A 24,798-nucleotide genomic window follows, 5' to 3' on the forward strand; every position below is an offset into this window, starting at 1 on the left:
ATGGGGGTGACCCTCCGGTATTTCAAGAGAGTAAAAGAAACTTAAGCCTATTTACTGGCCCGGCTCGCTAAGCATCATCTCTTTCAGCACCCGCGAATGGAATTCGCGATAATAGAGAATAAACACGACCAGCGTTGTGGCACCAATAAAGAACAGGGGAGATACCACCCACGCCAGGGCAGCGAGACCGAAATAGTAAGCCCTCAGTCCATAGTTGAAATGGGCAGCAGCAATCGATAACACGTTGGCGAGCCGCTGCGAATACGCAGAGCGTTCCACACCCGCGAGCTCCTCATCGTGCAGGGGTGCGCTCCCCATCAGCACCGAAGCGAAGTTGTAGACTCTCAGGCTCCAGGTAAAGGTGAAAAAAGCGTACACAAAGACCACGATCATCACCAGCACCTTCGACTCCCACAGCTGACGTGAAGTCACTTCGGTAAAAGGCAGGTCTGACAGCACAAGCATGCCGCCAGCGGGGGCACTCAGCAATGTTAGCAAACCGGCCAGCACCAGAATCGAGGTGGAGGCGAAAAACGATACGTTGCGTTCAAGGTTGGCGATGATCGCCGTGTCCGCGATTCGATTCTCCCGTTGGAGAAGGCTGCGCATCCAGTCTCCACGGTAAAGGTGGAGCACACTGGCAAGACAGGGATTTCCCTTGGCGAGATGATTCGCTACAAGGCTATACCCCACCCACACCGAAAAAAACCAGCCAACGGCTACAGCATCCAAAAGATAACCTTGCACACAACCCCCTTTCTCATTTGTCCTGCGATCTTAGGAGACCAGTTCGACCGCATACACCGTAAACAGATAGCCTACGCCAAACAACATAAAATATCGCCCTGTCAGTGGTGGCAATCGCTCCCCGCCTCCACCGGGAAGCATCAATACCCGTATCAGCCAAAGCGCAAACAATAGCGATGGCACTAACCCATACAGTTTAGCCAGCAATCCCTGCTGCCAAAGGTAGCCACACAGCAGGTAATTACTGCCTAGCAGAGCAAGATACAACCCGCGCGCTGGATTGGCGCCAATGCGAACCGTAAGGGTTTTCAGCCCGTGTTGGCGGTCGGCCTCCACATCCCGCAGTTCATTACTCAGCAACAACAGGGACGACAGGAGCGCTATCGGCAGCGACAGGAGCAACGCCTGCACACTGATCGTCGAGGTGAGTGCGTAGTAGGCTCCCAATACAAGCAATACTCCGGTAAACCAAAATACCAGTGCCACACCCAGACCCCGGCGCTTGTAATTAATCGGCTCCGCTGTGTAGTAATAGCCTCCCAAAAAACCCACTACACAGAGCGCCAGCAACCCAAGATCCGTTTTCAGGGTCAACCATAAGCCGATCAACCCTGCCACCACCCCACAGAGCACTCCGATCCGGGTGTTGCGTGAAATTAGCGCCAGTACGGCTGAACGCTCCTGATCAGAAACATCGACCCGCTCTCGCCACAGGGATTTATCACTATGATCGTTGATCAGGTTGACCGTCGCCTGCGCTAGCACACCGGCCAATATGACCAATGCGGCACGCAGCGGGTCTGAAAAACCATCCAGACCTGCTGCTAATACACCGAGGCCACAGGCGATCAACGCAACACTAAAGGAAAAAGGTCGCAGGGCCTTTATAAAACTGTATTTGCCACAATCCATCACGAAAAAACCAATAACCTAAGGCCGCATCATAATACGCACCAGACATAAAAAAGGCAGCCCAGGGCTGCCTTTTTATTTACCAACGAACCGCTTAGCTTACTTGGCGGTCCAACCGGTAATCTCTGCCAACGCATTACCAATTTCTGCCAGGCTGCGAACGGTTTTAACGCCCGCATCTTCGAGCGCTGCGAATTTTTCATCCGCCGTACCCTTACCACCAGAAATAATTGCACCCGCGTGCCCCATACGCTTACCTTTGGGGGCAGTTACGCCCGCGATGTAGGAAACCACAGGTTTGGTCACATTAGCCTTGATATAAGCTGCTGCTTCCTCTTCCGCGGTTCCACCAATTTCGCCGATCATAACGATCGCTTCGGTCGCTGGATCTTTCTGGAACATCTCCAAAATATCGATGAAGTTAGAACCAGGGATCGGGTCGCCGCCGATACCGACGCAAGTGGACTGACCGAACCCTGCATCGGTCGTTTGCTTGACCGCTTCGTACGTCAGGGTTCCGGAACGGGAAACAATACCGACCTTACCAGGCAGGTGAATGTGCCCTGGCATGATTCCGATCTTGCACTCACCGGGAGTAATAACACCCGGGCAGTTAGGACCGATCAAACGCACGCCCAGCTCATCACACTTCACTTTGCACTCAAGCATATCCAGCGTCGGGATACCTTCGGTGATGCAAACAATCAACTTGATACCGCCGTTGGCCGCCTCAAGAATGGAATCCTTGCAGAAAGGTGCCGGTACGTAGATAACCGATGCATCAGCACCGGTTGCAGCAACCGCTTCCGATACAGTATTGAACACAGGCAATCCAAGGTGAACCTGTCCGCCTTTGCCGGGAGTTACGCCACCCACCATCTGGGTACCGTACTCAATAGCCTGTTCAGAGTGGAAAGTACCCTGAGCACCGGTGAATCCTTGACAGATCACCTTGGTGTCTTTGTTAATCAATACGCTCATTACTTGCCCCCTGCAGCTTTCACTACTTGCTGAGCCGCATCGGTCAGACTGGTAGCCGCGATAATATCCAACCCGCTTTCAGCCAGGACCTTGGATCCTAGCTCGGCATTGTTACCTTCCAGGCGAACCACGACGGGCACCTGAACGCCAACCTCTTTAACCGCTCCGATAACACCTTCGGCGATCAGGTCGCAACGAACAATACCACCAAAAATATTCACCAGGACCGCTTTTACATTCTCATCGGACAGGATGATCTTGAAAGCTTCGGTAACACGCTCCTTGGTTGCACCACCACCTACATCGAGGAAGTTCGCGGGAAAACCGCCGTGCAAGGCAACGATATCCATGGTACCCATGGCCAAACCTGCACCATTAACCATGCAACCAATAGTGCCATCAAGTGCAACGTAATTCAGTTCCCACTGGGCAGCATGGGCTTCACGCTCATCTTCCTGGCTGGGATCGTTCATTTCGCGTACCTGCGACTGGCGGTACAGCGCATTGCCATCAACACCAAGTTTGGCGTCGAGACAGTGAAGGTTACCTTCGTTGGTGATAACCAGTGGGTTGATCTCGATCAGTGCCAAATCCTTATCCTGGAACAGCTTGGCAAGGCCCAGGAAAATTTTGGTGAACTGCTTGACCTGCTCGGTGTTCAAGCCCAGCTTGAAACCAAGTTCGCGACCTTGATAAGCCTGAGCCCCAACCAGCGGATCGATTTCAGCTTTAAGGATTTTTTCTGGTGTCTCTTCCGCAACCGTCTCGATCTCAACACCACCTTCGGTAGATGCCATGAAAACGATACGACGGGTAGCGCGATCAACAACGGCACCAAGGTAAAGCTCGTCGGCGATGTCGGTGCACGTTTCAACCAGAATTTTACTAACTGGCTGTCCATTTTCGTCTGTCTGGTAGGTTACCAGATTCTTACCCAACCACTTCTGGGCAAACTCGCGGATCTCGTCCTTGGACTCGACCAGCTTAACGCCGCCAGCCTTACCACGCCCACCAGCGTGTACTTGTGCCTTTACTACCCACTTGTCACCACCGATACGATCAGCTGCTTGCGCTGCTTCCTCGGGGGTATCGCAGGCGTAACCCTTGGACACCGGCAATCCATACTCGGCAAATAACTGTTTGCCCTGATACTCATGAAGGTTCATGCTTGTTTACCGTTACTGTGTGCGCCAGGCGCACCGTTCCCACCTCAATAACATCCTGACCTGGGTCAATCTGCTACCCCTAGTGCGGAAAAAGCTCCGCAAACTCGACATCGCAGCACCGCTGCGAAGCGGCAGAAGGCGCAACAGCGCCCTCTGACTTGTTAATTCTATTGACTACTTACGCTTCTTGCGATTAGCAATATGGATAGCATGACCGTCAACGGCTAGCGCTGCTTCGTGGAACGCCTCGGAAACCGTTGGGTGCGCAAATACGGTCAACGCGATATCTTCAACACTGGAACCGAACTCCATCGCAATAGCAGCCTGCTGAACCAGCTCCGCTGCACTTGGGCCCAGTACGTGCACCCCAAGAATACGGTCAGTTGCCTCATCGGCCACCACTTTCACCAAGCCTGCGGTATCATCTGCCGCCATTGCACGACCACTAGCCGCGAAGGGGAAAGTACCGATCTTGTAGGCTTCACCGGACGCTTTAACCTCCTCTTCGGTCTTTCCAACCCAGGCCAGCTCGGGGTGGGTGTAGATCACAGAAGGGATCAAATCATAATTCATTTGCATGGTGTGGCCGGCAATCAGGTCCGCTACCATCACGCCCTCTTCGGACGCTTTGTGCGCAAGCATTGGGCCACGCACTACGTCACCGATGGCGTAGACACCAGGCACACCCGTGCGGCACTGATCATCAACAAAGATAAAACCACGCTCATCCATGTTGACACCGCAATCGGCAGCAAGGGCGTTCTCGGTATAGGGGCGACGACCAACAGCAACAATCAACTTGTCGAACGTCACTTTTTGCTCATCACCTTTCTGGTCCAGATAGGTAACGGTTACCTCGTCACCGTTGATCTCGGATCCGGTTACACGCGCACCGAGACGCACATCCAGCCCCTGCTTCTTATAGACCTTGAGAGATTCTTTCGCTACCTGTTGGTCAGCCATCGCAAGAAATGCTTCCTGAGCCTCTAGTACGATAACCTCGGCGCCTAAACGCCCCCAAACACTACCGAGCTCAAGACCGATAACACCAGCGCCGATGACACCCAAACGCTTGGGGACCGACTGGAACTTCAGTGCACCCGTCGAATCAACGATGATATCGCCGGTCTTGGGAGCTGGAGGAATATCGATCGGGCTGGAGCCTGTTGCAATAATAATATTCTCGCATTCGATCACTTCAGCCTTACCTTCGGGGTTGGTTACTTCAACCTGGTGCGCACCCAGCACCTTGCCGGTGCCGACAAACGAAGTCACGCCGTTGGCTTTAAACAAGCCTGCAACACCATTGGTGAGGTTCTCGACGATGCCATCCTTGCGCTTGATCATGGTGGGGACGTCGATTTCGACCTTACCCAGGCTGATCCCGTGCTGGTCCATCTTGTTGCTGTTCTCGTAGAACTTCCACGAGCTATCCAATAGTGCCTTGGAGGGGATGCAACCCACATTCAAGCAGGTGCCGCCCAATGCCGGCTTACCATCTTTCTTGGTCCAGCGCTCAATACAGGCTGTTTTAAGACCCAACTGAGCCGCCCGGATAGCGGCTACATAACCGCCGGGACCGGCACCGATTACTACTACGTCAAACTGTTTTGCCATGATTATTTCCTGCTAAAGCTGTATTGATAAAATCCGCTGAAATCCGGTAATACCCCGAATTATACCTCCAGCAGGAATCGAGCGGGATCTTCGAGCAGATCTTTGATCGTTACCAGGAAGGTTACCGCTTCCTTGCCATCCAGTAGACGATGATCATAAGAGAGCGCGAGGTACATCATCGGCAAAATCTCGACCTTGCCATTCACCGCCATCGGGCGCTCCTGAATCTTGTGCATACCCAGAATCGCCGATTGGGGCATATTCAAGATAGGCGTTGAAAGCAGTGAACCAAAAACACCGCCATTGGAAATGGTGAAAGTACCGCCGGTCATATCTTCGATACCAAGCTTGCCCTCGCGCGCCTTAAGGCCATACTCGCGGATACCATTTTCAATATCGGCCAAGCCCATGCTGTCGGTATCGCGCAGGACCGGTACAACCAACCCACGATCAGAGGAAACCGCTACACCGATATCCTGATAGCCATGGTAAACCACATCGTCACCGTCAATAGAGGCGTTAACAACGGGTTGCCGCTTCAGTGCTTCGACACAGGCCTTAACAAAAAAGCCCATAAAGCCCACACGCACGCCATGCTTCTTTTCGAACAGCTCCTGGTACTGCTTACGCAGATCCATGATTGGCTTCATATTCACTTCATTGAACGTAGTCAGCATCGCGGTCATCTGCTGCGCTTCAACCAGGCGTTCGGCAACCCGCTTGCGCAAGCGCGTCATCGGAACCCGCTTTTCAACTCGCTCACCGGTGAATACCGGTGCGCTGGCATCCACTTTTGCCACAGAAGCGGAGGCAGTCTGTTGCGGTGCGGCAGCGGCTTTGATTGCGTCTTCTTTAGTGACACGCCCGCCTTTACCCGTACCGGTAATCTGGTTTGGATCAAGGCCTTTTTCGTCGGCGATCTTACGCGCTGCAGGGCTCAAAATCGCATCTTTAGCGGCGGCAGGTGCCACGGCTTCAGCCGCAGGTGCTGCAGCTGGCGCGGCCGCAGGAGCAGCCGAGGCGGCGGCACCCACTTCAAAAATCGCGATCACCTCGTCGCTCAAAACAGTATCACCCTCCCCTTTGGTGATCTCTTTAAGAACACCATCGTTGGGGGCCAATACTTCCAGAACCACCTTATCGGTTTCAATATCTGCCAGTAAATCATCTCGGGATACAGCTTCGCCTGGTTGCTTATGCCAAGTTGCGATGGTTCCGTCGGCTACCGACTCAGGGAAACTGGGGGCTTTGATTTCAGTACTCATGTGTTTGGTTCCTATAACCGCTTTTTTCAGGGTTCGCTATTTGGCTTACAGGGTGAAGGCGTCGTTAACAAGCTGCTCTTGCTGCTCAACGTGGGTAGACATATAGCCACACGCCGGTGCAGCAGAGGCTTCACGCCCTGCGTATTTGAGATGGTGTTGCAAATCTGAGCCAGGTACATGCTCGGCAATCGCGCGTCGCATGTGATGCTGACTAGAATACCAGGCACCCTGATTCATGGGTTCTTCCTGACACCAGACTACCGTTTTCAGGTTGTTGTATGGGCTTAACGCCATCAACAGATCCTCATGGGGGAACGGGTAGAGCTGTTCGATTCGCAAGATAACGGTATCTTCGATGCCATCGGAACGGCGCTTTTCCAGCAGATCGTAGTACACCTTACCACTGCACATCACGACTCGGTTCACCTTGGCGGGATCAAGCTCATCCACTTCGGGAATCACTGTCTGGAAACTACCTTGAGCAAGCTCCTCAAGCGTGGAAATAGCCATCTTGTGGCGCAGCAAGCTCTTGGGAGTCATCACAATCAACGGCTTACGCAATGGACGCAACTGCTGGCGACGCAGCATATGGTAGACCTGAGCGGGCGTCGTCGGTACACAGACCTGGATATTGTGCTCCGCACATAGCTGCAAATAACGCTCGAGTCGAGCCGATGAATGCTCTGGCCCCTGCCCCTCGTAGCCGTGAGGAAGTAGCATCGTCAAGCCACACAAACGGCCCCACTTATGCTCGCCGCTGGTGATAAACTGATCGATTACCACCTGTGCTCCGTTAGCGAAGTCACCAAATTGCGCTTCCCAGATAACCAGTGCACTCGGTGTAGTGGTGGAATAACCATATTCAAATGCCAGTACGGCCTCTTCCGAAAGGAAGGAGTCATACATGTCAATTTGAGGTTGATTCTCAGCCAGGTGCGCCAACGGCATATAGGCGACACCATCTTTCTGGCCATGCAATACCGCGTGGCGGTGAGAGAAAGTACCACGACCAACATCCTGGCCGGTCATGCGGATTTGGTTTCCCTCATCGAGCAACGTGGCGTACGCCATGGTTTCGGCAAAGCCCCAGTTGATGGGAAGGGCACCGGCCGCCATTTTGCGACGGTCCTCGATAATTTTTCCAACCTGACGCTGCAGTACGACACCCTCAGGTATCTCATTCAGTTGATGAGCCAACTCCTGCAAGCGACGCAGATCAAAGGTCGTATCACAATCAGCGGTCCACTCGTGTCCGAGATAAGGCTCCCAGTCAACAAACAGTTCGGTATTGGGCTCCTTAACCAGGCTCTTCACTACGTGCTGGCCATCATCCAGCGCATTGCGATACTCATTCGCCATACTGCGGTCATCTTCCGCAGTCACCACCCCTTCAGCAACCAACTGCTCAACGTAGAGGGTTCGTGTGGTCTTTTGCTTGCTAATCTGCTGGTACATCAAGGGCTGAGTGCCCGATGGCTCATCGGCTTCGTTGTGACCACGACGGCGATAACACACCAGATCGATGACCACATCCTTGTTAAACTCCATCCTATAGTCGACAGCCAGTTTGGCGGCAAAAAATACCGCTTCGGGATCATCGCCATTGACGTGCAAGATCGGAGCATCGACGATTTTGGCAACGTCTGTGCAGTACTCGGTCGAGCGAGTATCTTCCGGCTTGCTAGTGGTGAAGCCTACCTGATTATTAATGATGACATGGATGGTACCGCCGGTTTTGTAGGCGCGGGTCTGGGACATCTGCAATGTCTCCATGACCACTCCCTGGCCTGCGAATGCGGAGTCACCATGGATAGCAATCGGCACCACCTGCATCCGGTCAGTGTCCTGACGACGATCCTGACGGGCACGTACAGAACCCTCCATAACCGGAGATACAATTTCAAGGTGCGACGGATTAAACGATAATGCAAGGTGCAGCTCACCGCCAGGGGTCATGACGTTCGAAGAGAAGCCCTGGTGATACTTAACGTCACCGGATCCCATCGAGTTTTTCTTTTTGCCCTCGAACTCATCAAACAGCTCACCCGGATTTTTACCCAGCGTGTTCACCAGCACATTGAGTCGTCCGCGGTGCGCCATACCGATACAGATCTCTTTGGTACCGTAGGAGCCGCTGCGCTGAATAACTTCATCCAGCATGGGAATCAGGCTCTCCCCACCCTCGAGGCCGAAACGCTTGGTTCCTGGATATTTGGTACCCAGGTATTTCTCAAGGCCTTCGGAGGCAGTCAAGCGCTCCAGCAGATGAATTTTGGATTCGGCGTTAATATCCGGGCGACCACCTACCGATTCCATACGATTCTGGAACCAGCGCCGCTCATCGGTATTAACGATGTGCATAAACTCAGCACCAATGCTTCCGCAATAGGTGCGTTTGAGCAGATCGAAAATCTCTCCAAGGGTTGACTCATCCTTGCCGATAAACAAAGAGCCCGTCTGGAAAGGGGTATCAAGATCAGCCGCCGACAAGCCGTGAAACTCCAGCTCCAAGTCTGGAACCGGTGCACGCTGCAGCAACTTCAGCGGGTCGAGTGCCGCATTTTGATGGCCCCGAACCCGATAACCGTTGATCAACCGCAGCACCAGCACCTGCTTTTTCTCATGATCTGACGCGATCACGGAAGGGCTTACATGCTGGGTGCGATTACGGGCGAGATAGAGGAAATGCTCCTGAATCGTTGAATGCGGGACGTCCCTGGCCGTCACCCCCTCAATTTGAGGGAGCTTGTCAAAGTAGTCACGCCACTCTTCAGGAACCTCATTGGGATCCCGAATATAGAGCTCGTAGAGGTCTTCTACGTATGCAGCATTACCACCCGAGATGTGGGAGGAATCCCACATTCGCTGCATCACACCTTCTTGCATCACAATGATACCCCATACTCTAGGGACGCTCTGTGTATGGGGCCATACGTTGGACTACAGATGACGTGTTGTCACCTTCCACAGAACGGACGGTCAAACCGAGCATCCCCTGTTGCTTGTGTAAGTTATCGCCTGGCCTTTCAGGACCAGACGTCTCAAACTGCCGGGCCTATGGCCCGGTAGCGATTTCAACGAGCAATGTAGTCCTCGAGGAGTTATGTACCACTCTTAAGCAACATCTGACGAATATGACCTATAGCCCGAGTCGGGTTGAGGCCTTTAGGACAGACATTGACGCAGTTCATGATACCCCTGCAACGAAATACACTAAATGGATCATCCAGATCCGCCAGTCGTTGCTCGGTATAAGAGTCACGGCTGTCTACAAGGAAGCGGTAAGCCTGCAACAGCCCGGATGGACCAACAAACTTGTCCGGATTCCACCAGAAAGATGGGCAGGCTGTTGAACAGCATGCACACAAAATACACTCATACAGACCGTCCAGCTTTTCCCGCTCTTCCGGGCTTTGCAGGCGCTCAATCGCCGGTGGCGGCGTATCGTTCTGTAGGTAGGGCTTGATCTTTTCATACTGGGCGTAAAACTGCCCCATATCGACCACAAGGTCACGAACCACAGGCAGTCCCGGTAGCGGGCGCAACACCAGCTTGCCATTGGTAACCACCGCTGACAGCGGAGTGATACAGGCCAAACCGTTGGTGCCATTCATGTTCATACCGTCGGAGCCACAAACTCCTTCACGGCAAGAGCGGCGGTACGCCAGGGTTGTGTCTTGCTCTTTTACCAAAGCGAGCACATCGAGCACCATCAGGTCTTTGCCTTCAGGAATCTCAATCTGCAGGTCCTGCATATAAGGGACCTGATCTACATCGGGGTTATAACGATAGATACTAACTAACATGCTGAACTCCCTGAATTAGTAGGTCCGAACCTTCGGAGGAAACGCTTCAACAGTCTTGGGCGCGAAGTTAACATCACGCTTACCAACACGTTTCTCGGCTGGGAAATACAGAGAGTGCTTCAGCCAGTTTTCATCATCACGCTCAGTAAAGTCGTTACGGGCATGTGCTCCTCGGCTCTCCTTACGCTCCTCCGCTGATACCGCAGTAGCGTAAGCGACCTCGTAGAGGTTTTGCAGCTCCAGCGCTTCAATACGAGCCGTATTGTAGGCGTTGCTCTTGTCTTCGAGATGCAGGTTTTCCATTTTCTTGCCCAGTTCATCAAGGAGCCCAAGACCCTTTTGCATGCTCTCGCCTTCGCGGAATACGCCAAAGTAAAGCTGCATGGTCTTTTGCAATTCGGCACGAACTTCTGCAACTTTCTCGCCACCAGTACTGGTATTGAGGCGCTCGAGTCGAGCCATTGCCTGCTCGATATCAGTTTCGCTGGCGTCCAGGGAATCAATCCCCTCTTTCATTTGGCGCTCAATTTCGATTCCCGCCGCACGACCGAACACAACCAGGTCAAGCAACGAGTTGCCGCCGAGGCGGTTAGCACCGTGTACAGAAACACAAGCCGCTTCACCGCAAGCAAACAGTCCAGGAACCGGAGTATCCGCACCGTCATTCGGGATCAACGCCTGACCACCAATATTAGTGGGTAGACCACCCATCATGTAGTGGCATGTAGGTACAACAGGCACGGGTGCCTTGGCGGGATCAACATGAGCAAAGGTCTTTGAAAGTTCGCAGATACCGGGCAACTTGCGATTCAACTCCTCTTCACCGAGGTGATCGAGCTTGAGCAGTACGTGATCCTTGTTCGGACCACATCCTCGCCCTTCAAGAATTTCAATAACCATCGAGCGCGCAACAACGTCGCGACCCGCAAGATCTTTAGCGTTAGGCGCATAGCGCTCCATGAAACGCTCGCCCTCACCGTTCACCAGGAAGCCACCTTCACCACGACAGCCCTCGGTCACCAGCACCCCAGCACCGGCAATACCGGTTGGGTGGAACTGCCACATCTCCATATCCTGTACGGGGAAACCTGAACGCAAGGCCATCCCGACACCGTCTCCGGTGTTGATCAGGGCGTTGGTTGTAGACTGGTAAATACGGCCCGCTCCACCAGTGGCCAGCACGGTTGCCTTGGCTTTAACGTAAACGGTTTCACCAGTTTCAATACAGATGGCGATAACACCGACAACTGAACCTTTTTGGTTTTTTACCAGATCAACTGCGTACCACTCGTTAAAGAAGCTGGTACCACCCTTGAGGTTGGCCTGATAGAGGGTGTGCAACAGGGCGTGACCGGTACGATCAGCCGCTGCACAGGTACGGGAAGCCTGCCCGCCCTTTCCGAAATCCTTGGACTGCCCACCGAAGGGACGCTGGTAGATGCGTCCCTGCTCGGTACGGGAGAATGGAAGCCCCATATGCTCCAATTCGAAAACAGCCTGCGGTCCTACGCTACACATGTACTCGATCGCGTCCTGGTCACCGATATAGTCGGAACCTTTGACGGTATCGTACATATGCCAGCGCCAATCATCATTGGGGTCATCACTGGCGATTGCACAGGTGATACCACCCTGGGCAGATACCGTATGCGAACGTGTTGGAAACACCTTGGTGATACAGGCGGTCTTAAGACCAGACTCTGTTAACTGCAGCGCTGCACGCATACCTGCGCCACCGCCACCGATCACAATGGCATCAAAGGAGATAGTACGAATCTTTGACATAACTTATAGACCCCACAAAACCTGCACACCCCATACCACGTATGTAAACATGGCGGCACCGCAGATCGCTTGAAACAGAAAACGGACAACCATAGCGCGATTACCCAGCGCCATTTCCGTCAAATAGTCAGTGGAGATAGTCCACATACCTACCCATGCGTGCGCCCCCAGAGAGACCAAAGCCATCAAACTGAAGACTCGCATCCAGGTTTGTGAGAACAACTCACTCCACTGGGCATAGGAAACATCAGAGCTACAAGTCAGGTAACCTAATATAAAGATAAAATAAGCTGCGAGCACAATCGCACTGACACGCTGCACCATCCAGTCATACAGACCGCTGCGCGACAGGTTCGTTACGTTAGTTACCATATTACTACCCCCGCAAGGATGATCAGGATGGCAGAGACAACAATGGTGATTTTGGCACCCAGGATGCCACTCTCTTTGCCTTCACCAATACCAACATCCATTAACAGATGCTTAATGCCTGCCACCAGATGAAACAGCAAAGCTGAAACAATGCCCCATGCGATCAACTTCGCAAAGAAACCCTGCATCAACTCTTTGAGACCATTGAAACCCGCCTCAGAAGCCAACGACAGGTCGAGAGCAAACAGAAGAAAGGCAATGGCAACAAACAGGATGACACCGGAGATGCGATGAAGAATGGATGTATAAGCTGGTAGCGGGAGTTTTATCGTTGTTAGGTCAAGGTTGACCGGTCTTTTACTATTCACGGCTCTTTACACTCTCTGGCTCCGCGTGGGGAGCATATTTATAAGGACGTGCACACGAAGTCAGGTATCTGCGGCGCAGACGTTACCGGCTCGATAGAGCCTGATACCCCCCCTAAACTTCGGGCTGGAAGTATAAAGACATCAGGTAACAAATACAAATTCGTAACGTAACCTTAAATCCCCCGACGCCTGCTACCACAAGGCTTTCAGGCCCCTATTTTGTTGAGCTGGCACCCAATCGCAAGTAGCTATTGGTCGAATGCCCGAGTGTTACGAAAAGTGATATCTAGTGTCTGCCTGTAATTGACAAACAGATTAATCACTTTATATTTGTCGATCACTTTCAGGGCTTAAGCCCGGATCGCCACATTCATAATAAAAGAAAAAGCGACCATCCGATAACAATACGCATTCCCAATTTGGCACGATAGGAGGCCTTTATAATGGCTGAGAAGAAAGCGCAACTAACGATCGAGGGTGTTGGCACCATTGACCTGCCGATATATTCAGGTTCAACAGGGCCGGACGTTGTCGACGTTCGCGGCCTCACCCCAAAAGGCTTATTCACCTTTGACCCAGGCTTTGTTTCCACCGCAGCCTGCGAATCAAAGATCACCTATATCGATGGCGACCAGGGCATCCTCCTGCATCGCGGCTACCCGATCGATCAACTGGCCGAAGAGTCGGACTACCTCGAAACCTGTTTTTTATTGCTCTACGGAGAGCTTCCAAACAGCAAAGAAAAAGAGAAATTTGCTGGTACCATCGCCCGGCATACCATGCTTCACGAGCAGCTGAACCACTTCTTTAATGGTTTCCGCAGAGACGCACACCCCATGGCCGTCATGTGCGGAGTGGTGGGCGCCCTATCTGCGTTCTACCATGACTCCCTCGATATTGGTAACGAATATCACCGAGAAGTAGCCGCCTACCGGCTGATCGCAAAGATGCCTACGATTGCGGCAATGGTGTACAAATACTCCATCGGCCAGCCTTTCATGTTCCCCCGCAACGACCTGTCCTATGCCGGTAACTTCCTGCATATGATGTTTGCAACACCTTGCGAAGAGTACGTAGTGAACCCCGTACTGGAACGCGCCATGGATCGCATATTCCTGCTCCACGCCGATCACGAGCAGAACGCGTCTACTTCGACCGTGCGCCTGGCGGGCTCTTCCGGTGCCAACCCCTTCGCCTGTATTGCGGCCGGTATTGCCGCCCTTTGGGGCCCCGCCCACGGCGGCGCCAACGAAGCGGTACTGAATATGCTCGAAGAGATTGGCGACGAAAGCCGAATTGATGAGTTCGTAGCTCGCGCCAAAGACAAAGACGACCCCTTCCGCCTCATGGGTTTTGGGCACCGCGTTTACAAAAACTTCGATCCCCGGGCCAAGGTCATGAAAAAGACCTGCGACGAGGTTCTGTCCGAGTTGGGAATCGACGATCCGCTGCTCAAGATCGCCAAGCGTCTGGAGCAGATTGCCATCGAAGACCCCTACTTCGCAGAGCGCAAACTCTATCCGAACGTCGATTTCTACTCAGGTATCATCCTCAAAGCGATCGGCATCCCCACCGAGATGTTCACCGTTATCTTCGCGACCGGCAGAACGCCAGGCTGGATTGCCCACTGGCACGAGATGATCAGCGGCCCCTATCGTATCGGCCGCCCGCGCCAGCTCTATACGGGGCACACTCAGCGTGACTACACCCCAGTAGATAAGCGCTAGGGTTCACTTAACCCATAAAAAAACCGGCAATGCCGGTTTTTTTATGGGTGCTTAACCTGTTTCTACTTCCAGCAGCCTAAGGTACTGAACAGCCTCCTCCCGGGAAGCACCGCACACCGACTCTTCGGCCAAAAACTGTAAGCACACCTGTGGGCGCTCCGGCTGACCAAAGAGGCGGCAACGATGCTCAGTGTCAAGCTGCACACAGCGCACCCCAGCCGGTTTACCATCCTGCATCCCCGGTATACAAGTGCTGATCGACGGTGCAATACAGCACGCCCCGCAACCGACACGACACTGAAATTCCGTGTTTCCCATACAAACACCCCATTGCAACAGCCGGCGCCAGAATAAACGAAACCGCACGCGCTGGAACCTCGCACGACAACACACCTCAATCCTGTTTCCCCTGACCTGCACAGGAGAACACGGGAAACATCCTACTGGGAGCTTTTTCTGTTCTACTAACACAGAATCAGACCGCAGTGGCATTCTACCCGATCGAGGTTAGCGCCACCCTCCCATACCCTTGCGCGTACTCCTCAGGCATTCGTTTAGGCTTGCCCGTTGAGAGTTGAACGCAGATAAATCGGGTGTGGGCACGCATCAGGGTAACCCCGTCAGTCACCCGCTGCAGCTGGAAACGACGCTCCAGTGTTAATTTCCCATCACAGCGTTCAATCCAGGTCGCTATCTGCAACGGTTCATCCCTATATCCCGGCGCCACATAATCCACCTCGTGACGATGTACGACCATTCCTCGGTCCAGCTCCCGATAGCGTGCCAGGGTTAACCCGAGCGACTCGGAGTGAGCCCAGGCAACCACCTCGAGCCAGCGGATATACTCACAATTATTCACATGACCATAATGATCAATGTGCTCCGGCCCCACCTGGATATCGACGATATAGGCATCCGGGTAGTCCCATTTGAGGGGTTGCGTTGACACGATCGACTCCCTGATTGGCAACGGCAAAGTTAGTGCTCTATTGAACGGTGATGGTGCACCAGTGTCAATCCAGCTTAGGTGCCCACGCGCACAAATTCACCACACAAAGGCACCACTAAGGTACACTCCCACCCTCAAAATCAGCCTGCAAAAAAAAATGACCCGGAAACACAACCCAGCATGGCGACAATTAACCCTTTTCTGACAGAACCCGTCGGCCCTCTATTGCGCCGCCTGACTCTGCCAATGATGGGCGGCATTATTTCGCTGATGCTGTTTTATCTGCTTGACGCCTATTTTATTGCGCAACTGGGGATTGACGAGCTTGCTGTTGTCGGTTTCACCCTGCCCTTTGTAACCACCCTGGTAAATCTGGCTGTGGGCCTGGGCATCGGTATCTCAGCCACGGTTGCCCGCACCCAGGGTGCTGGCGGCGACAAGCCTATCGCCAATACCGGGCGCAATGCACTCCTTATGGCGGCGCTGGTACTCATTAGCGTGGCCACACTGAGCCAGCTTTTTCTGGACAATATATTTTCACTGCTCGGCGCTCCCGAACACCTGCTACCGGTTATCGACGATTATCTTAGCCTGTGGCTGATCGGCTGTACCTGCCAGCTTATCCTGATGAATGGTAACGCTATTTTCAGGGCAACCGGCAATACTCGAACCCCCGCCAAACTGATGGCTCTGGGGGCGCTACTCAACGCACTACTGGACCCCTGCCTGATTTTTGGCGTGGGCCCCGTTCCTGCGATGGGGCTGCAAGGGGCTGCTCTTGCTTCGATTATCGCCTGGTCTACTACCCTGCTTTTGGGTATCAGGCTTCTCGCTGTTGATCACAAGCTGGTCAGTCTATCCCTTCCCTCGGTCGCCGAACTTACCCACTGCTGGCCAGCGATACTGCGCATCGCAGTACCGGCGGCACTTTCCAATATGATGACCCCACTGGCCATCGCTATTATCACGGCGGTGGTCGCAGGATACGGTCCTGAGGCGGTCGCTGCCTTCGGGGTAGGCGAGCGCATCAGCGGATTGGCGCTACTGGCAATACTCGCGCTATCCATGACATTGCCTCCCCTGATCAGTCAGAATATGGGAGCGGGAAACCGCCAACGTATCCTGGTGGCGATTCGCGGCAGCCACCGCTTCGCACTGATCTGGCAAACAGGGATCTATCTGATACTGGCGCTGGGCGCACCCTGGATCGCCCCCCTGTTTGGCGATAGCCTCATTACCCACGACTACATCCAGCTGTATCTCTGGTGCGTAGTACTGAGCCTCGGTCCACTGGGCGTTACCATTCTCACCGTCTCCTCGCTGAACGCACTTCACCAACCGTCCCGGGCAATGCTGGTCAGCGCCTGCCGCCTGTTTCTTCTTTTCGTCCCCATGGGTTGGGCGGGATCCCAATGGGCCGGTATTCCAGGCCTGTTTGTGGGCGCTGCGCTCGCAAACGTACTCTCCGCTGTCGTCGCCCGCGCCATCTTGCAGATCGACAGACTGCGCGATCCTGCAGAAAGTTAACATAGCAACTATCCACACAATCTGTGGATAAGCTTTGGGATATCCTTGTAGGAGCTTCGTCGAGCTCCTGCTATCACCACCCCTGACCTATTTTGAGGCATTTTTAACCACAGCCAAGCCCATAGCCAACTCACCTTGGACGGCAATTCTGCTACAATCGCCGACGGCGCATTTATGCCAACCAATCAGCTTCAGGCAAGGTACCTTTACTCCATGAAACTATCCTCATTCGGTGAAAAGTTCACCAGCAACTCCGGCATCCTCTCCCTCATGGACGACCTGGGTAATGCGCTTGCGAGCGGCGAAGATATGATCATGATGGGCGGCGGCAACCCCGCCCATATCCCGGAGGTTGAAACCGCCTTCAAACTGCGCCTGCAGCGCATCCTCGACAATCATGATGAGTTTGTTCGCCTGATCGGCACTTACGATGCACCCCAAGGGAATAAAAGCTTTATCGATGCGCTGGTAAAGCTGTTAAATAACCACTTTGGCTGGGGCTTAAAAGCCGAGAACATCGCGCTCACCAATGGCAGCCAGAACGCTTTTTTCATGCTCTTTAACCTGTTTGCAGGCGACTACAGTGACGGCAGCCAACGCCAGATCCAGTTACCACTGGCCCCCGAGTACATTGGCTACGCCGACGCAGGCCTGAGTCAAAACTTCTTCACCGCTACCCGCCCGGAGATAGAGCACCTCGAGGATAACCTGTTCAAATACCGGGTAGATTTTTCCAACATCGAAATAGGTAAAAAAACCGGGGCAATCTGCGTCTCACGCCCCACCAATCCGACCGGCAACGTCATTACCGATGAAGAGGTGGCCAGGCTCGACTCCATGGCGCAGGCACAAGAGATTCCGCTGATCATCGATGGAGCCTACGGGCAACCTTTCCCCAACCTGCTGTTTACACCCGCGACTCCGATGTGGAACCGCAATACTATTTTGTGCCTTAGCCTGTCAAAGCTTGGCCTGCCTGCGCTACGCACTGGCATCGTGATCGCGGACGAAGCGATCATCAGGGCGCTAACCGGGGTAAACGCCATCCTCAGCCTCGCACCCAACAGCGCAGGCAGCCTGCTGGCGCTGGACATGATTCGGGACGGATCCATCCTCCATCTAAGCGATAACGTTATTCGTCCGTTTTACCAGCAACGAGCCCTGGCTGCCGCAGACCATCTTCGCTCCAAACTGGGAAGCTATAATTTCCATATCCACAAGCCCGAAGGCGCCATGTTCCTATGGCTCTGGTTTGAAGGGTTACCCATCAGCAGCCTGGAGCTGTACAACCGTCTCAAGGCGCGCGGAGTTCTGGTTGTGTCAGGGCACTACTTCTTTCCTGGAATGGAACAGGATTGGCGTCATAGCCATGAGTGCATCCGCGTCACCTATACCCGTTCACCAGCGGAGGTTCAACGCGGCCTGGAGATCATCGCCGAAGAGGTTATTCGAGCTTACAACGAAGGCTAGTGAGGGCAACCGGCTTCCCTCGTCGCCAGCCGCCTACGGCCCGGCGGTGCGCTCCTGCCGCGGGGTCACCCCGTAATGGTTGCGATAGGTCGTACTGAAATGGGATGCGGTCGCAAAACCGCAAGAACGCGCCACTTCGGCAATCGGCGTCTCGGTCTGCTGTAACTGTTGACGGGCCTTTTCAAGACGTAATTGCAAGTAATATTTTGACGGTACGCTCTGCAGGTGCTTCTTAAACAACCGCTCAAGATGCCGCCGGGATACCCCCACATGAAACGCAAGATCGTCGGTAGTCAGCGGCTCATCAATATTCGCTTCCATCAGGCTAACCGCTTCAATCAGCTTCTTGTGACTGGTACCGATACGCGCCTGCAAAGGGATGCGCTGGGGGTGCTGCGGCGGGCGAATCCGTTCACAAACAAACTGCTCAGAGATCGAAGAGGCGATCTCCAACCCATGCTGCTGGCCGATCAGAAATAGCATCATATCCATGGCCGCGGAGCCACCACCACAGGTGATCCGGTCACGGTCAATCTCAAACAGGTTGGATGACACGTTTATGTTGGGAAATTCGTCGCGCAAGCTTCCAAGATCCCACCAGTGGATCGTCGCCCGGTATCCATCAAGCAAGCCGGCACAGGCCATCAGATAGCTACCCGTTCCGATACCCCCAATCTCCATTCCACGCTTTTGCAACTGGCGTAACCAACGAATCACACTCTCATTGCCGGTGCGAGCAACAGGACTCGCCCCACAAACAATCAACGAGTTGAAATCGGGCATCGTCTCTAAAGAAGCATCGGCGCGTGTCTCCACACCGCAGCTACTGGTTACAGCAGCACCATCGGGGCTAATCATGGTGCACTCATACAGATCCTGGCCGCTCACCCAGTTCGCCATTCGCAAGGCTTCAATAGCCGATGCAAAAGCGATAAGGGAGTACCCGGGCAAGAGCAGAAACCCATAATGTCGTGGCATTCCACTATCATTACGCGGATTCCGTGTGGATCCGTTGAAATTCATCTATATATCCGTATTGGGGAGCTGTAATTACAACGCCTGCTAGGGAAAGGTGCAAGCGCGAAAGTGAACCACAAGCCCTCTCCCTAAAACAACCCATGATCAAATGTCATCTGCCAACAACTCAAGGTCGCTTTCCTAAAACTTCCTCGCTATCACTAGGGTAGCGTTTACCTGATAATTTGGCTCATCATGATCTGCCCATACGCCGATACGCTATAACGGCGTAATTTTCATTACATCCACAGACCGGAAACACCATGAGCACAATAAAGCAACAAAAGCTCGATACCATCGACCAGCTCAAGCAGCGTATTCATGATCAACTCCCCACCGACCAACGGGAACCCGTATTGGCTCTTGCCGATCTTTATTTCAGGGAAAGCATCTCCCGAGACCTGATCAGCACCCCACAAGATGAACTCGAAGGCGCGTTGCTGTGCCTGTGGGATTGCATGCGGCAAAGAGTGCCAGGCGAACCCCGAATCCGGATCTATAACCCCAGCTTCGAAGAACATGGCTGGCACTGCCCCCACACTGTCATCGAAGTAATAACCGATGACATGCCCTTCCTTATAAGCTCCCTCACCATGGAGCTCATGCGACGGGAGCTAACGCTGCACCGAATAACCCACCCTGTCATCGCCTGTAAGCGCGACGATAAAGGACAGTTAATCGCAGTCTTCCCCCACGACACCAACGAGAAAGGCGCACACCGTGAAGCGGTCACTAGAATTGAGGTCGATCAGCAGGGGTCAAGAAAAAAACAGCAAGAGCTGAAACTTGCCCTCACCAGCATTCTGCGTGATGTTCAAGTTGCCGTAAGCGATTGGCAGCCCATGTCCGCTAAACTTGAAGAGGTGATCAAAACATGCGAAAAGAGCAAACTACCGGTTAATAAAACGGAAAACGACGAAACGATCGCTTTCCTGAAATGGGTTCTGAACAACCATTTCACCTTCCTCGGCTTTCGTTCCTACTCTCTGGTCAAAGAGAGCAATGGCGATGTCTTCATGGAGATCGACGACCAGAGTAGCCTTGGAACATTTCGTTCCATGGGAGAAAACACCCCTGTTAGGAACAAGTTAGCTCCTCATATTTGTGAAGAGATGCTAAAGCCTACTCTGCTGTCCATCACCAAATCGAGCACGCGTTCTACCGTCCATCGTCCATCGCACCTCGACTATCTTGGCATCAAGCGTTTCGATAAGAAGGGCAACGTAGTTGGTGAGTGGCGCTTCTTCGGCTTGTACGCCTCCGCCGCCTACATCTCCCCAATTCAGGAGATCCCCCTGGTTCGGCAAAAGGCCAATTACATCATGCAGCAAGCGCGATGCACGCCGAATAGCCACAAGGGGAAAACCCTGCAACATATCCTCTCCCAGTACCCCAGGGACGAGCTATTGCAAGCCAGTACGGACAAGCTCGAAGAAACACTTACCGGTATTCTCGAAACCCAGGCTCGGCGTCAACTGCGCCTGTTTCTGCGCAAAGATATATTTAGCCGCTTCGTTACCGCGCTGGTTCTGGTGCCACGAGACCGTTTCAATACCGAGCTGCGGCAACAGCTGCAGACGATCCTGATGGACGCCTTTAACGGTTACAACAGTGAATTCAATGTACAGTTTTCGGAGCAACTGACCGCTCATGTTCATATCACGGTCCACTGCGACAACTGCAACGATTCTGATGTGAGCATCGAGGAGCTGGAGACTCGCATGCGGGAGGCGATGCTCTCCTGGCAAGATCACCTGCACTTTGCGCTAATAGCCACCGACGGCGAAGGTGACGGTAACCGACTGAACCATGTATACGGTAATGCGTTTCCAGCCGCTTACCGCGACGACCATAGCCCTAACCGCGCAGTGGCCGATATCCATAGAATAGAGTCAATCAGCGCAGAACACCCGCTTTCCACTCACCTGAGCCGCCCCTTGGGCAGCAATAGCGAGCTTCGTTTCAAAGTGGTAGGTCAAGGTGACACCATGGCCCTGTCCGATGTATTGCCCATTTTGGAGCATATGGGCGTACGCGTACTGAGCGCCCGGCCGTACAAAATTCGCAGTGCCAACGACAATCAATTTTGGCTTCTCGATTTCCTTATTGCGGTGACAACAGACCGTGATCTGGACGACCCCGAACTCAAAGAGCAGTTTCAACAGTGCTTCGCTCGCGCCTATCGTGGCGAGTTGGAAAATGACGGTTTCAATAGTCTCATCATCAGTGCAGGGCTGAGCTGGCGTCAATGCATCATTGTACGGGCCCTGAGTAAATACCTGATACAGGCGCAGGTCTCTTTCAGCCAGAGCTATATGGAGGAAACCCTTGGGCGCAATAGCACAATAACGGCGTTGCTGGTCGAGCTATTTGAAACACGCTTCGCGCCGCATCAGGAGTCTACCGACACAACCGCAGCTTTGTTGCGCGAGCAGATTGAGTCCGCACTTAACGAAGTGGCCAACCTGGATGAAGATCGCATTCTTCGCCATTTCCTCAGCGTGATCGACGCCATGTTGCGCACCAACTACTACCAACTCGACGAGCAGCGCCAACCCAAGAGGTACCTCTCTTTTAAGCTGGATCCTGAGCAAGTTCCTGCACTCCCCTTACCCCGGCCGAAATATGAGATTTTTGTCTATTCGCCCTGGGTTGAAGGCGTACATATGCGCGGAGGAAAAGTCGCTAGAGGGGGCTTACGCTGGTCCGATCGCCGGGAAGATTTCCGTACCGAAATACTGGGCCTGGTCAAGGCACAGATGGTCAAAAACGCCGTTATTGTGCCAACCGGTGCCAAAGGCGGATTCGTCGCCAAGCAGCTTCCCGCAAATGGTACCCGAGAAGAGATTCAAGCCGAGGTCATCCATTGTTACCGTACCTTTATCAGGGGATTACTGGATATTACCGATAACCTCCAGAACAACAGTATCACTCCCCCACAGCTGACTCAGCGTTACGACGAGGACGACCCCTATCTGGTCGTCGCCGCCGACAAAGGCACTGCAACGTTCTCAGATATTGCCAACGAGCTTGCGCAGCAGTACAACTTCTGGCTCGACGACGCCTTCGCATCCGGCGGTTCCTTCGGTTACGACCACAAGAAAATGGGTATCACCGCGCGTGGTGCCTGGGAATCGGTGAAGCGACTGTTCCAGGAAAAGGGTCGGGATTGCCAGAGCGAGCCCTTTAGCTGCGTCGGCATTGGCGACATGAGTGGAGATGTATTTGGTAACGGCATGCTGCTGTCACGGCAAACCCGACTGTTGGCCGCTTTTAACCACATGCATATCTTTATCGATCCGGACCCTCAGCCCGAAGCCTCATGGGAGGAGAGAAAACGCCTGTTTGACTTGCCCCGCTCCAGCTGGAGCGACTACAACGCCAAACTAATCTCCAAAGGAGGCGGTGTATTCGAGCGCTCAGCAAAATCCATTACCCTCAGCAAAGCAGCCCGTGATGCCCTGCAAATCAGCCAACAAAAACTGACGCCCAGCGAACTGGTTCAACATTTGCTGCAAGCCCCGGTGGATCTGCTTTGGAATGGAGGCATTGGTACCTACGTCAAAGCGGGCTATGAAACCCATGCTGACGCTGGTGATCGCGCCAACGATGCCGTTCGAATCGACGGTAGTCAGTTACGTTGCTCAATCATTGGTGAGGGTGGCAACCTGGGCTTTACCCAAGCCGGGCGAGTCGAATTTGCACGACAGGGAGGCCTGATTACGACAGACGCCATCGACAATTCAGGTGGCGTTGACTGCTCTGACCACGAGGTCAACATTAAGATTTTGCTCGGGCAGGTTCTGGAGAACGGCGACATGACGCTAAAGCAGCGTAATGTTCTGCTCGCCAGCATGACCGACGATGTCGCCCAGCTGGTTCTGGATAATAATTACCAACAGGCACGCATCCTTAGTCTTGCCAAGCATTTTTCCGTCACCCAGCTCAGTGAGCACATGCGTTTGATTACCCTGCTGGAACGCGAAGGCCGCCTAAAGCGCAAAATTGAGTTCCTGCCCAGCGATGAACAACTGCATGAGCGCGAAGCACAATCCGAAGGACTCAGTCGCCCCGAGCTATCGGTGTTGCTCGCCTACAGTAAAATGAAGCTCTACGAGGAGTTGCTTGCCAGCGGAGTGTGTAACGATGCAGCCCTTGATCGTCGACTGAGCGCCTATTTCCCACGAGCACTGAGTGAGCGTTACCCGGAGCTGCTGGAATCCCATCCGTTACGGGCAGAGATCATCGCGACCCACCTGACCAACGAGATCGGTAACTGCATGGGACCCACTTTCTGGGCGTACATCAGGGATGAAAGTAATCGTGACCCGGCTGATATCGTACGCGCTTACAGCGCCGCAAGAGCCATTTTCTCCATCGATACCCTGTGGTCCCAGCTGGAAGCGACCAGCCACAACCTGAACCACAACGATCAAACAGGGTTGTTCCAACGCCTGCAGCAACTGACAGAACGCGCTACCCTGTGGATACTGCGTAACAATAGCTCCATTAGCGACCTCGATACACTGCAGGTCCAGTACCACCCTGCGGTAAAGCTATTGGAGAGCAAGCTCGCCGATTACCTGCAAGGGGAAGACTCTGAAGATATCGACGCCCAGATCTCCAAACTCTCCAGCGCGGGTCTCGAAAAGGAGCTAGCCCGCAAATACGCGGTGCTTGATCATCTGTACTACAGTCTGGACATTACGGCGATCGGTGCTCAGCAACCGGGCCAGCTGGAAAGCGCCACAGAGATCTTCTTCGCGCTCAACCATAGGCTGCAACTGCATTGGCTACGCGCCAGTGTGCAGGAATTACCTGCCATCAATCAGTGGCAACGCAAAGCGCGGACAACCCTGACCGACGAACTCGACCGCCTGCTCCGCAACGCCAGCGCACAGGTGGTGAGCTCTGCCGACAGTAGCATCAGCCCCAGCGCTGGTCTGGAGCAATGGCTGCAAGAGAACGCAGCCCAGTTCCAGCGCAGCCAGGAAATTCTAAACGACATTAAATCCAACCCTAACCGAGACCTGGCCATGCTATCGGTTGCGATCAGAGAACTGAGACAGTTTTCCTGAACCCTACGGAA

Annotated in this window: 18 protein-coding genes; 4 read left to right on the forward strand and 14 right to left on the reverse strand. The window is 53.6% G+C overall.

The window, feature by feature from the left end:
* Nucleotides 1-51 precede the first annotated feature (51 nt).
* The 11 genes from ACP3PW_RS15000 to sdhC all read right to left on the reverse strand — a co-directional run bounded on the left by ACP3PW_RS15000 (nt 52) and on the right by sdhC (nt 13,019).
* Nucleotides 52-747 (reverse strand): DUF599 domain-containing protein, encoded by a 696-nt coding sequence (locus ACP3PW_RS15000; RefSeq protein ID WP_426417544.1) that lies wholly within the window; start codon nt 745-747, stop codon nt 52-54.
* Between the two features lie 30 nt (nt 748-777).
* A complete protein-coding gene (locus ACP3PW_RS15005; protein WP_426417545.1) occupies nt 778-1,659 on the reverse strand; it encodes a prenyltransferase in 882 nt (293 codons plus the stop codon).
* Nucleotides 1,660-1,758: 99 nt separating this feature from the next.
* A complete protein-coding gene (gene sucD / locus ACP3PW_RS15010; protein WP_426417546.1) occupies nt 1,759-2,640 on the reverse strand; it encodes a succinate--CoA ligase subunit alpha in 882 nt (293 codons plus the stop codon).
* Nucleotides 2,640-3,806: an ADP-forming succinate--CoA ligase subunit beta gene (gene sucC / locus ACP3PW_RS15015; RefSeq protein ID WP_426417547.1), complete on the reverse strand. Its 1,167-nt coding sequence runs from the start codon at nt 3,804-3,806 to the stop codon at nt 2,640-2,642. The genes sucD and sucC overlap by 1 nt, the downstream gene beginning before the upstream one ends.
* 174 nt (nt 3,807-3,980) lie before the next feature.
* The gene (gene lpdA, locus ACP3PW_RS15020; protein WP_426417548.1) at nt 3,981-5,423 is read right to left on the reverse strand and encodes a dihydrolipoyl dehydrogenase; all 1,443 of its coding nucleotides are present in this window, start codon (nt 5,421-5,423) and stop codon (nt 3,981-3,983) included.
* Between the two features lie 59 nt (nt 5,424-5,482).
* Complete coding sequence (gene odhB, locus ACP3PW_RS15025; RefSeq protein WP_426417549.1) at nt 5,483-6,688, reverse strand: 2-oxoglutarate dehydrogenase complex dihydrolipoyllysine-residue succinyltransferase; 1,206 nt, start codon at nt 6,686-6,688, stop codon at nt 5,483-5,485.
* A gap of 45 nt (nt 6,689-6,733) precedes the next feature.
* On the reverse strand, nt 6,734-9,574 hold the full coding sequence (locus tag ACP3PW_RS15030; RefSeq protein WP_426417679.1) for a 2-oxoglutarate dehydrogenase E1 component: 2,841 nt from the start codon (nt 9,572-9,574) through the stop codon (nt 6,734-6,736).
* A 215-nt stretch (nt 9,575-9,789) separates the two neighbouring features.
* A complete protein-coding gene (locus ACP3PW_RS15035; RefSeq protein WP_426417550.1) occupies nt 9,790-10,494 on the reverse strand; it encodes a succinate dehydrogenase iron-sulfur subunit in 705 nt (234 codons plus the stop codon).
* A gap of 15 nt (nt 10,495-10,509) precedes the next feature.
* Nucleotides 10,510-12,279: a succinate dehydrogenase flavoprotein subunit gene (gene sdhA / locus ACP3PW_RS15040; protein ID WP_426417551.1), complete on the reverse strand. Its 1,770-nt coding sequence runs from the start codon at nt 12,277-12,279 to the stop codon at nt 10,510-10,512.
* A 3-nt stretch (nt 12,280-12,282) separates the two neighbouring features.
* Nucleotides 12,283-12,651, reverse strand: coding sequence for a succinate dehydrogenase, hydrophobic membrane anchor protein (gene sdhD / locus ACP3PW_RS15045; protein ID WP_426417552.1), 369 nt, complete (start codon nt 12,649-12,651; stop codon nt 12,283-12,285).
* The gene (sdhC, locus tag ACP3PW_RS15050; RefSeq protein ID WP_426417553.1) at nt 12,645-13,019 is read right to left on the reverse strand and encodes a succinate dehydrogenase, cytochrome b556 subunit; all 375 of its coding nucleotides are present in this window, start codon (nt 13,017-13,019) and stop codon (nt 12,645-12,647) included. The genes sdhD and sdhC overlap by 7 nt, the downstream gene beginning before the upstream one ends.
* A gap of 443 nt (nt 13,020-13,462) precedes the next feature.
* On the opposite strand from sdhC, the gene gltA reads away from it, so the two are divergent.
* Entirely contained in the window at nt 13,463-14,746 is a 1,284-nt protein-coding gene (gltA, locus tag ACP3PW_RS15055) for a citrate synthase (protein ID WP_426417554.1), read from the forward strand.
* A gap of 51 nt (nt 14,747-14,797) precedes the next feature.
* Here gltA and ACP3PW_RS15060 read toward each other — a convergent pair whose 3' ends face one another.
* Both ACP3PW_RS15060 and ACP3PW_RS15065 read right to left on the reverse strand, forming a co-directional pair.
* Complete coding sequence (locus ACP3PW_RS15060) at nt 14,798-15,238, reverse strand: YkgJ family cysteine cluster protein (RefSeq protein WP_426417555.1); 441 nt, start codon at nt 15,236-15,238, stop codon at nt 14,798-14,800.
* A gap of 1 nt (nt 15,239) precedes the next feature.
* Nucleotides 15,240-15,695, reverse strand: a complete 456-nt coding sequence (locus tag ACP3PW_RS15065) for an acyl-CoA thioesterase (protein WP_426417556.1) — start codon at nt 15,693-15,695, stop codon at nt 15,240-15,242.
* Between the two features lie 180 nt (nt 15,696-15,875).
* Between ACP3PW_RS15065 and ACP3PW_RS15070 the strand changes: the two genes are divergently transcribed.
* Together ACP3PW_RS15070 and ACP3PW_RS15075 are read left to right on the forward strand one after the other, a co-directional pair.
* Nucleotides 15,876-17,222, forward strand: a complete 1,347-nt coding sequence (locus tag ACP3PW_RS15070) for an MATE family efflux transporter (RefSeq protein ID WP_426417557.1) — start codon at nt 15,876-15,878, stop codon at nt 17,220-17,222.
* A gap of 213 nt (nt 17,223-17,435) precedes the next feature.
* Nucleotides 17,436-18,692 carry a valine--pyruvate transaminase gene (locus tag ACP3PW_RS15075; RefSeq protein WP_426417558.1) on the forward strand — a complete coding sequence of 419 codons (1,257 nt, stop codon included), beginning with the start codon at nt 17,436-17,438 and terminating at the stop codon, nt 18,690-18,692.
* 33 nt (nt 18,693-18,725) lie between these two features.
* Here ACP3PW_RS15075 and ACP3PW_RS15080 read toward each other — a convergent pair whose 3' ends face one another.
* A complete protein-coding gene (locus ACP3PW_RS15080; RefSeq protein WP_426417559.1) occupies nt 18,726-19,715 on the reverse strand; it encodes a GlxA family transcriptional regulator in 990 nt (329 codons plus the stop codon).
* A 257-nt stretch (nt 19,716-19,972) separates the two neighbouring features.
* On the opposite strand from ACP3PW_RS15080, the gene ACP3PW_RS15085 reads away from it, so the two are divergent.
* Nucleotides 19,973-24,787, forward strand: a complete 4,815-nt coding sequence (locus ACP3PW_RS15085) for an NAD-glutamate dehydrogenase (RefSeq protein ID WP_426417560.1) — start codon at nt 19,973-19,975, stop codon at nt 24,785-24,787.
* The last annotated feature ends 11 nt before the right edge of the window (nt 24,788-24,798 follow it).

The organism is Aestuariirhabdus sp. LZHN29 (genome assembly GCF_049985285.1).
GTDB lineage: Bacteria > Pseudomonadota > Gammaproteobacteria > Pseudomonadales > Aestuariirhabdaceae > Aestuariirhabdus.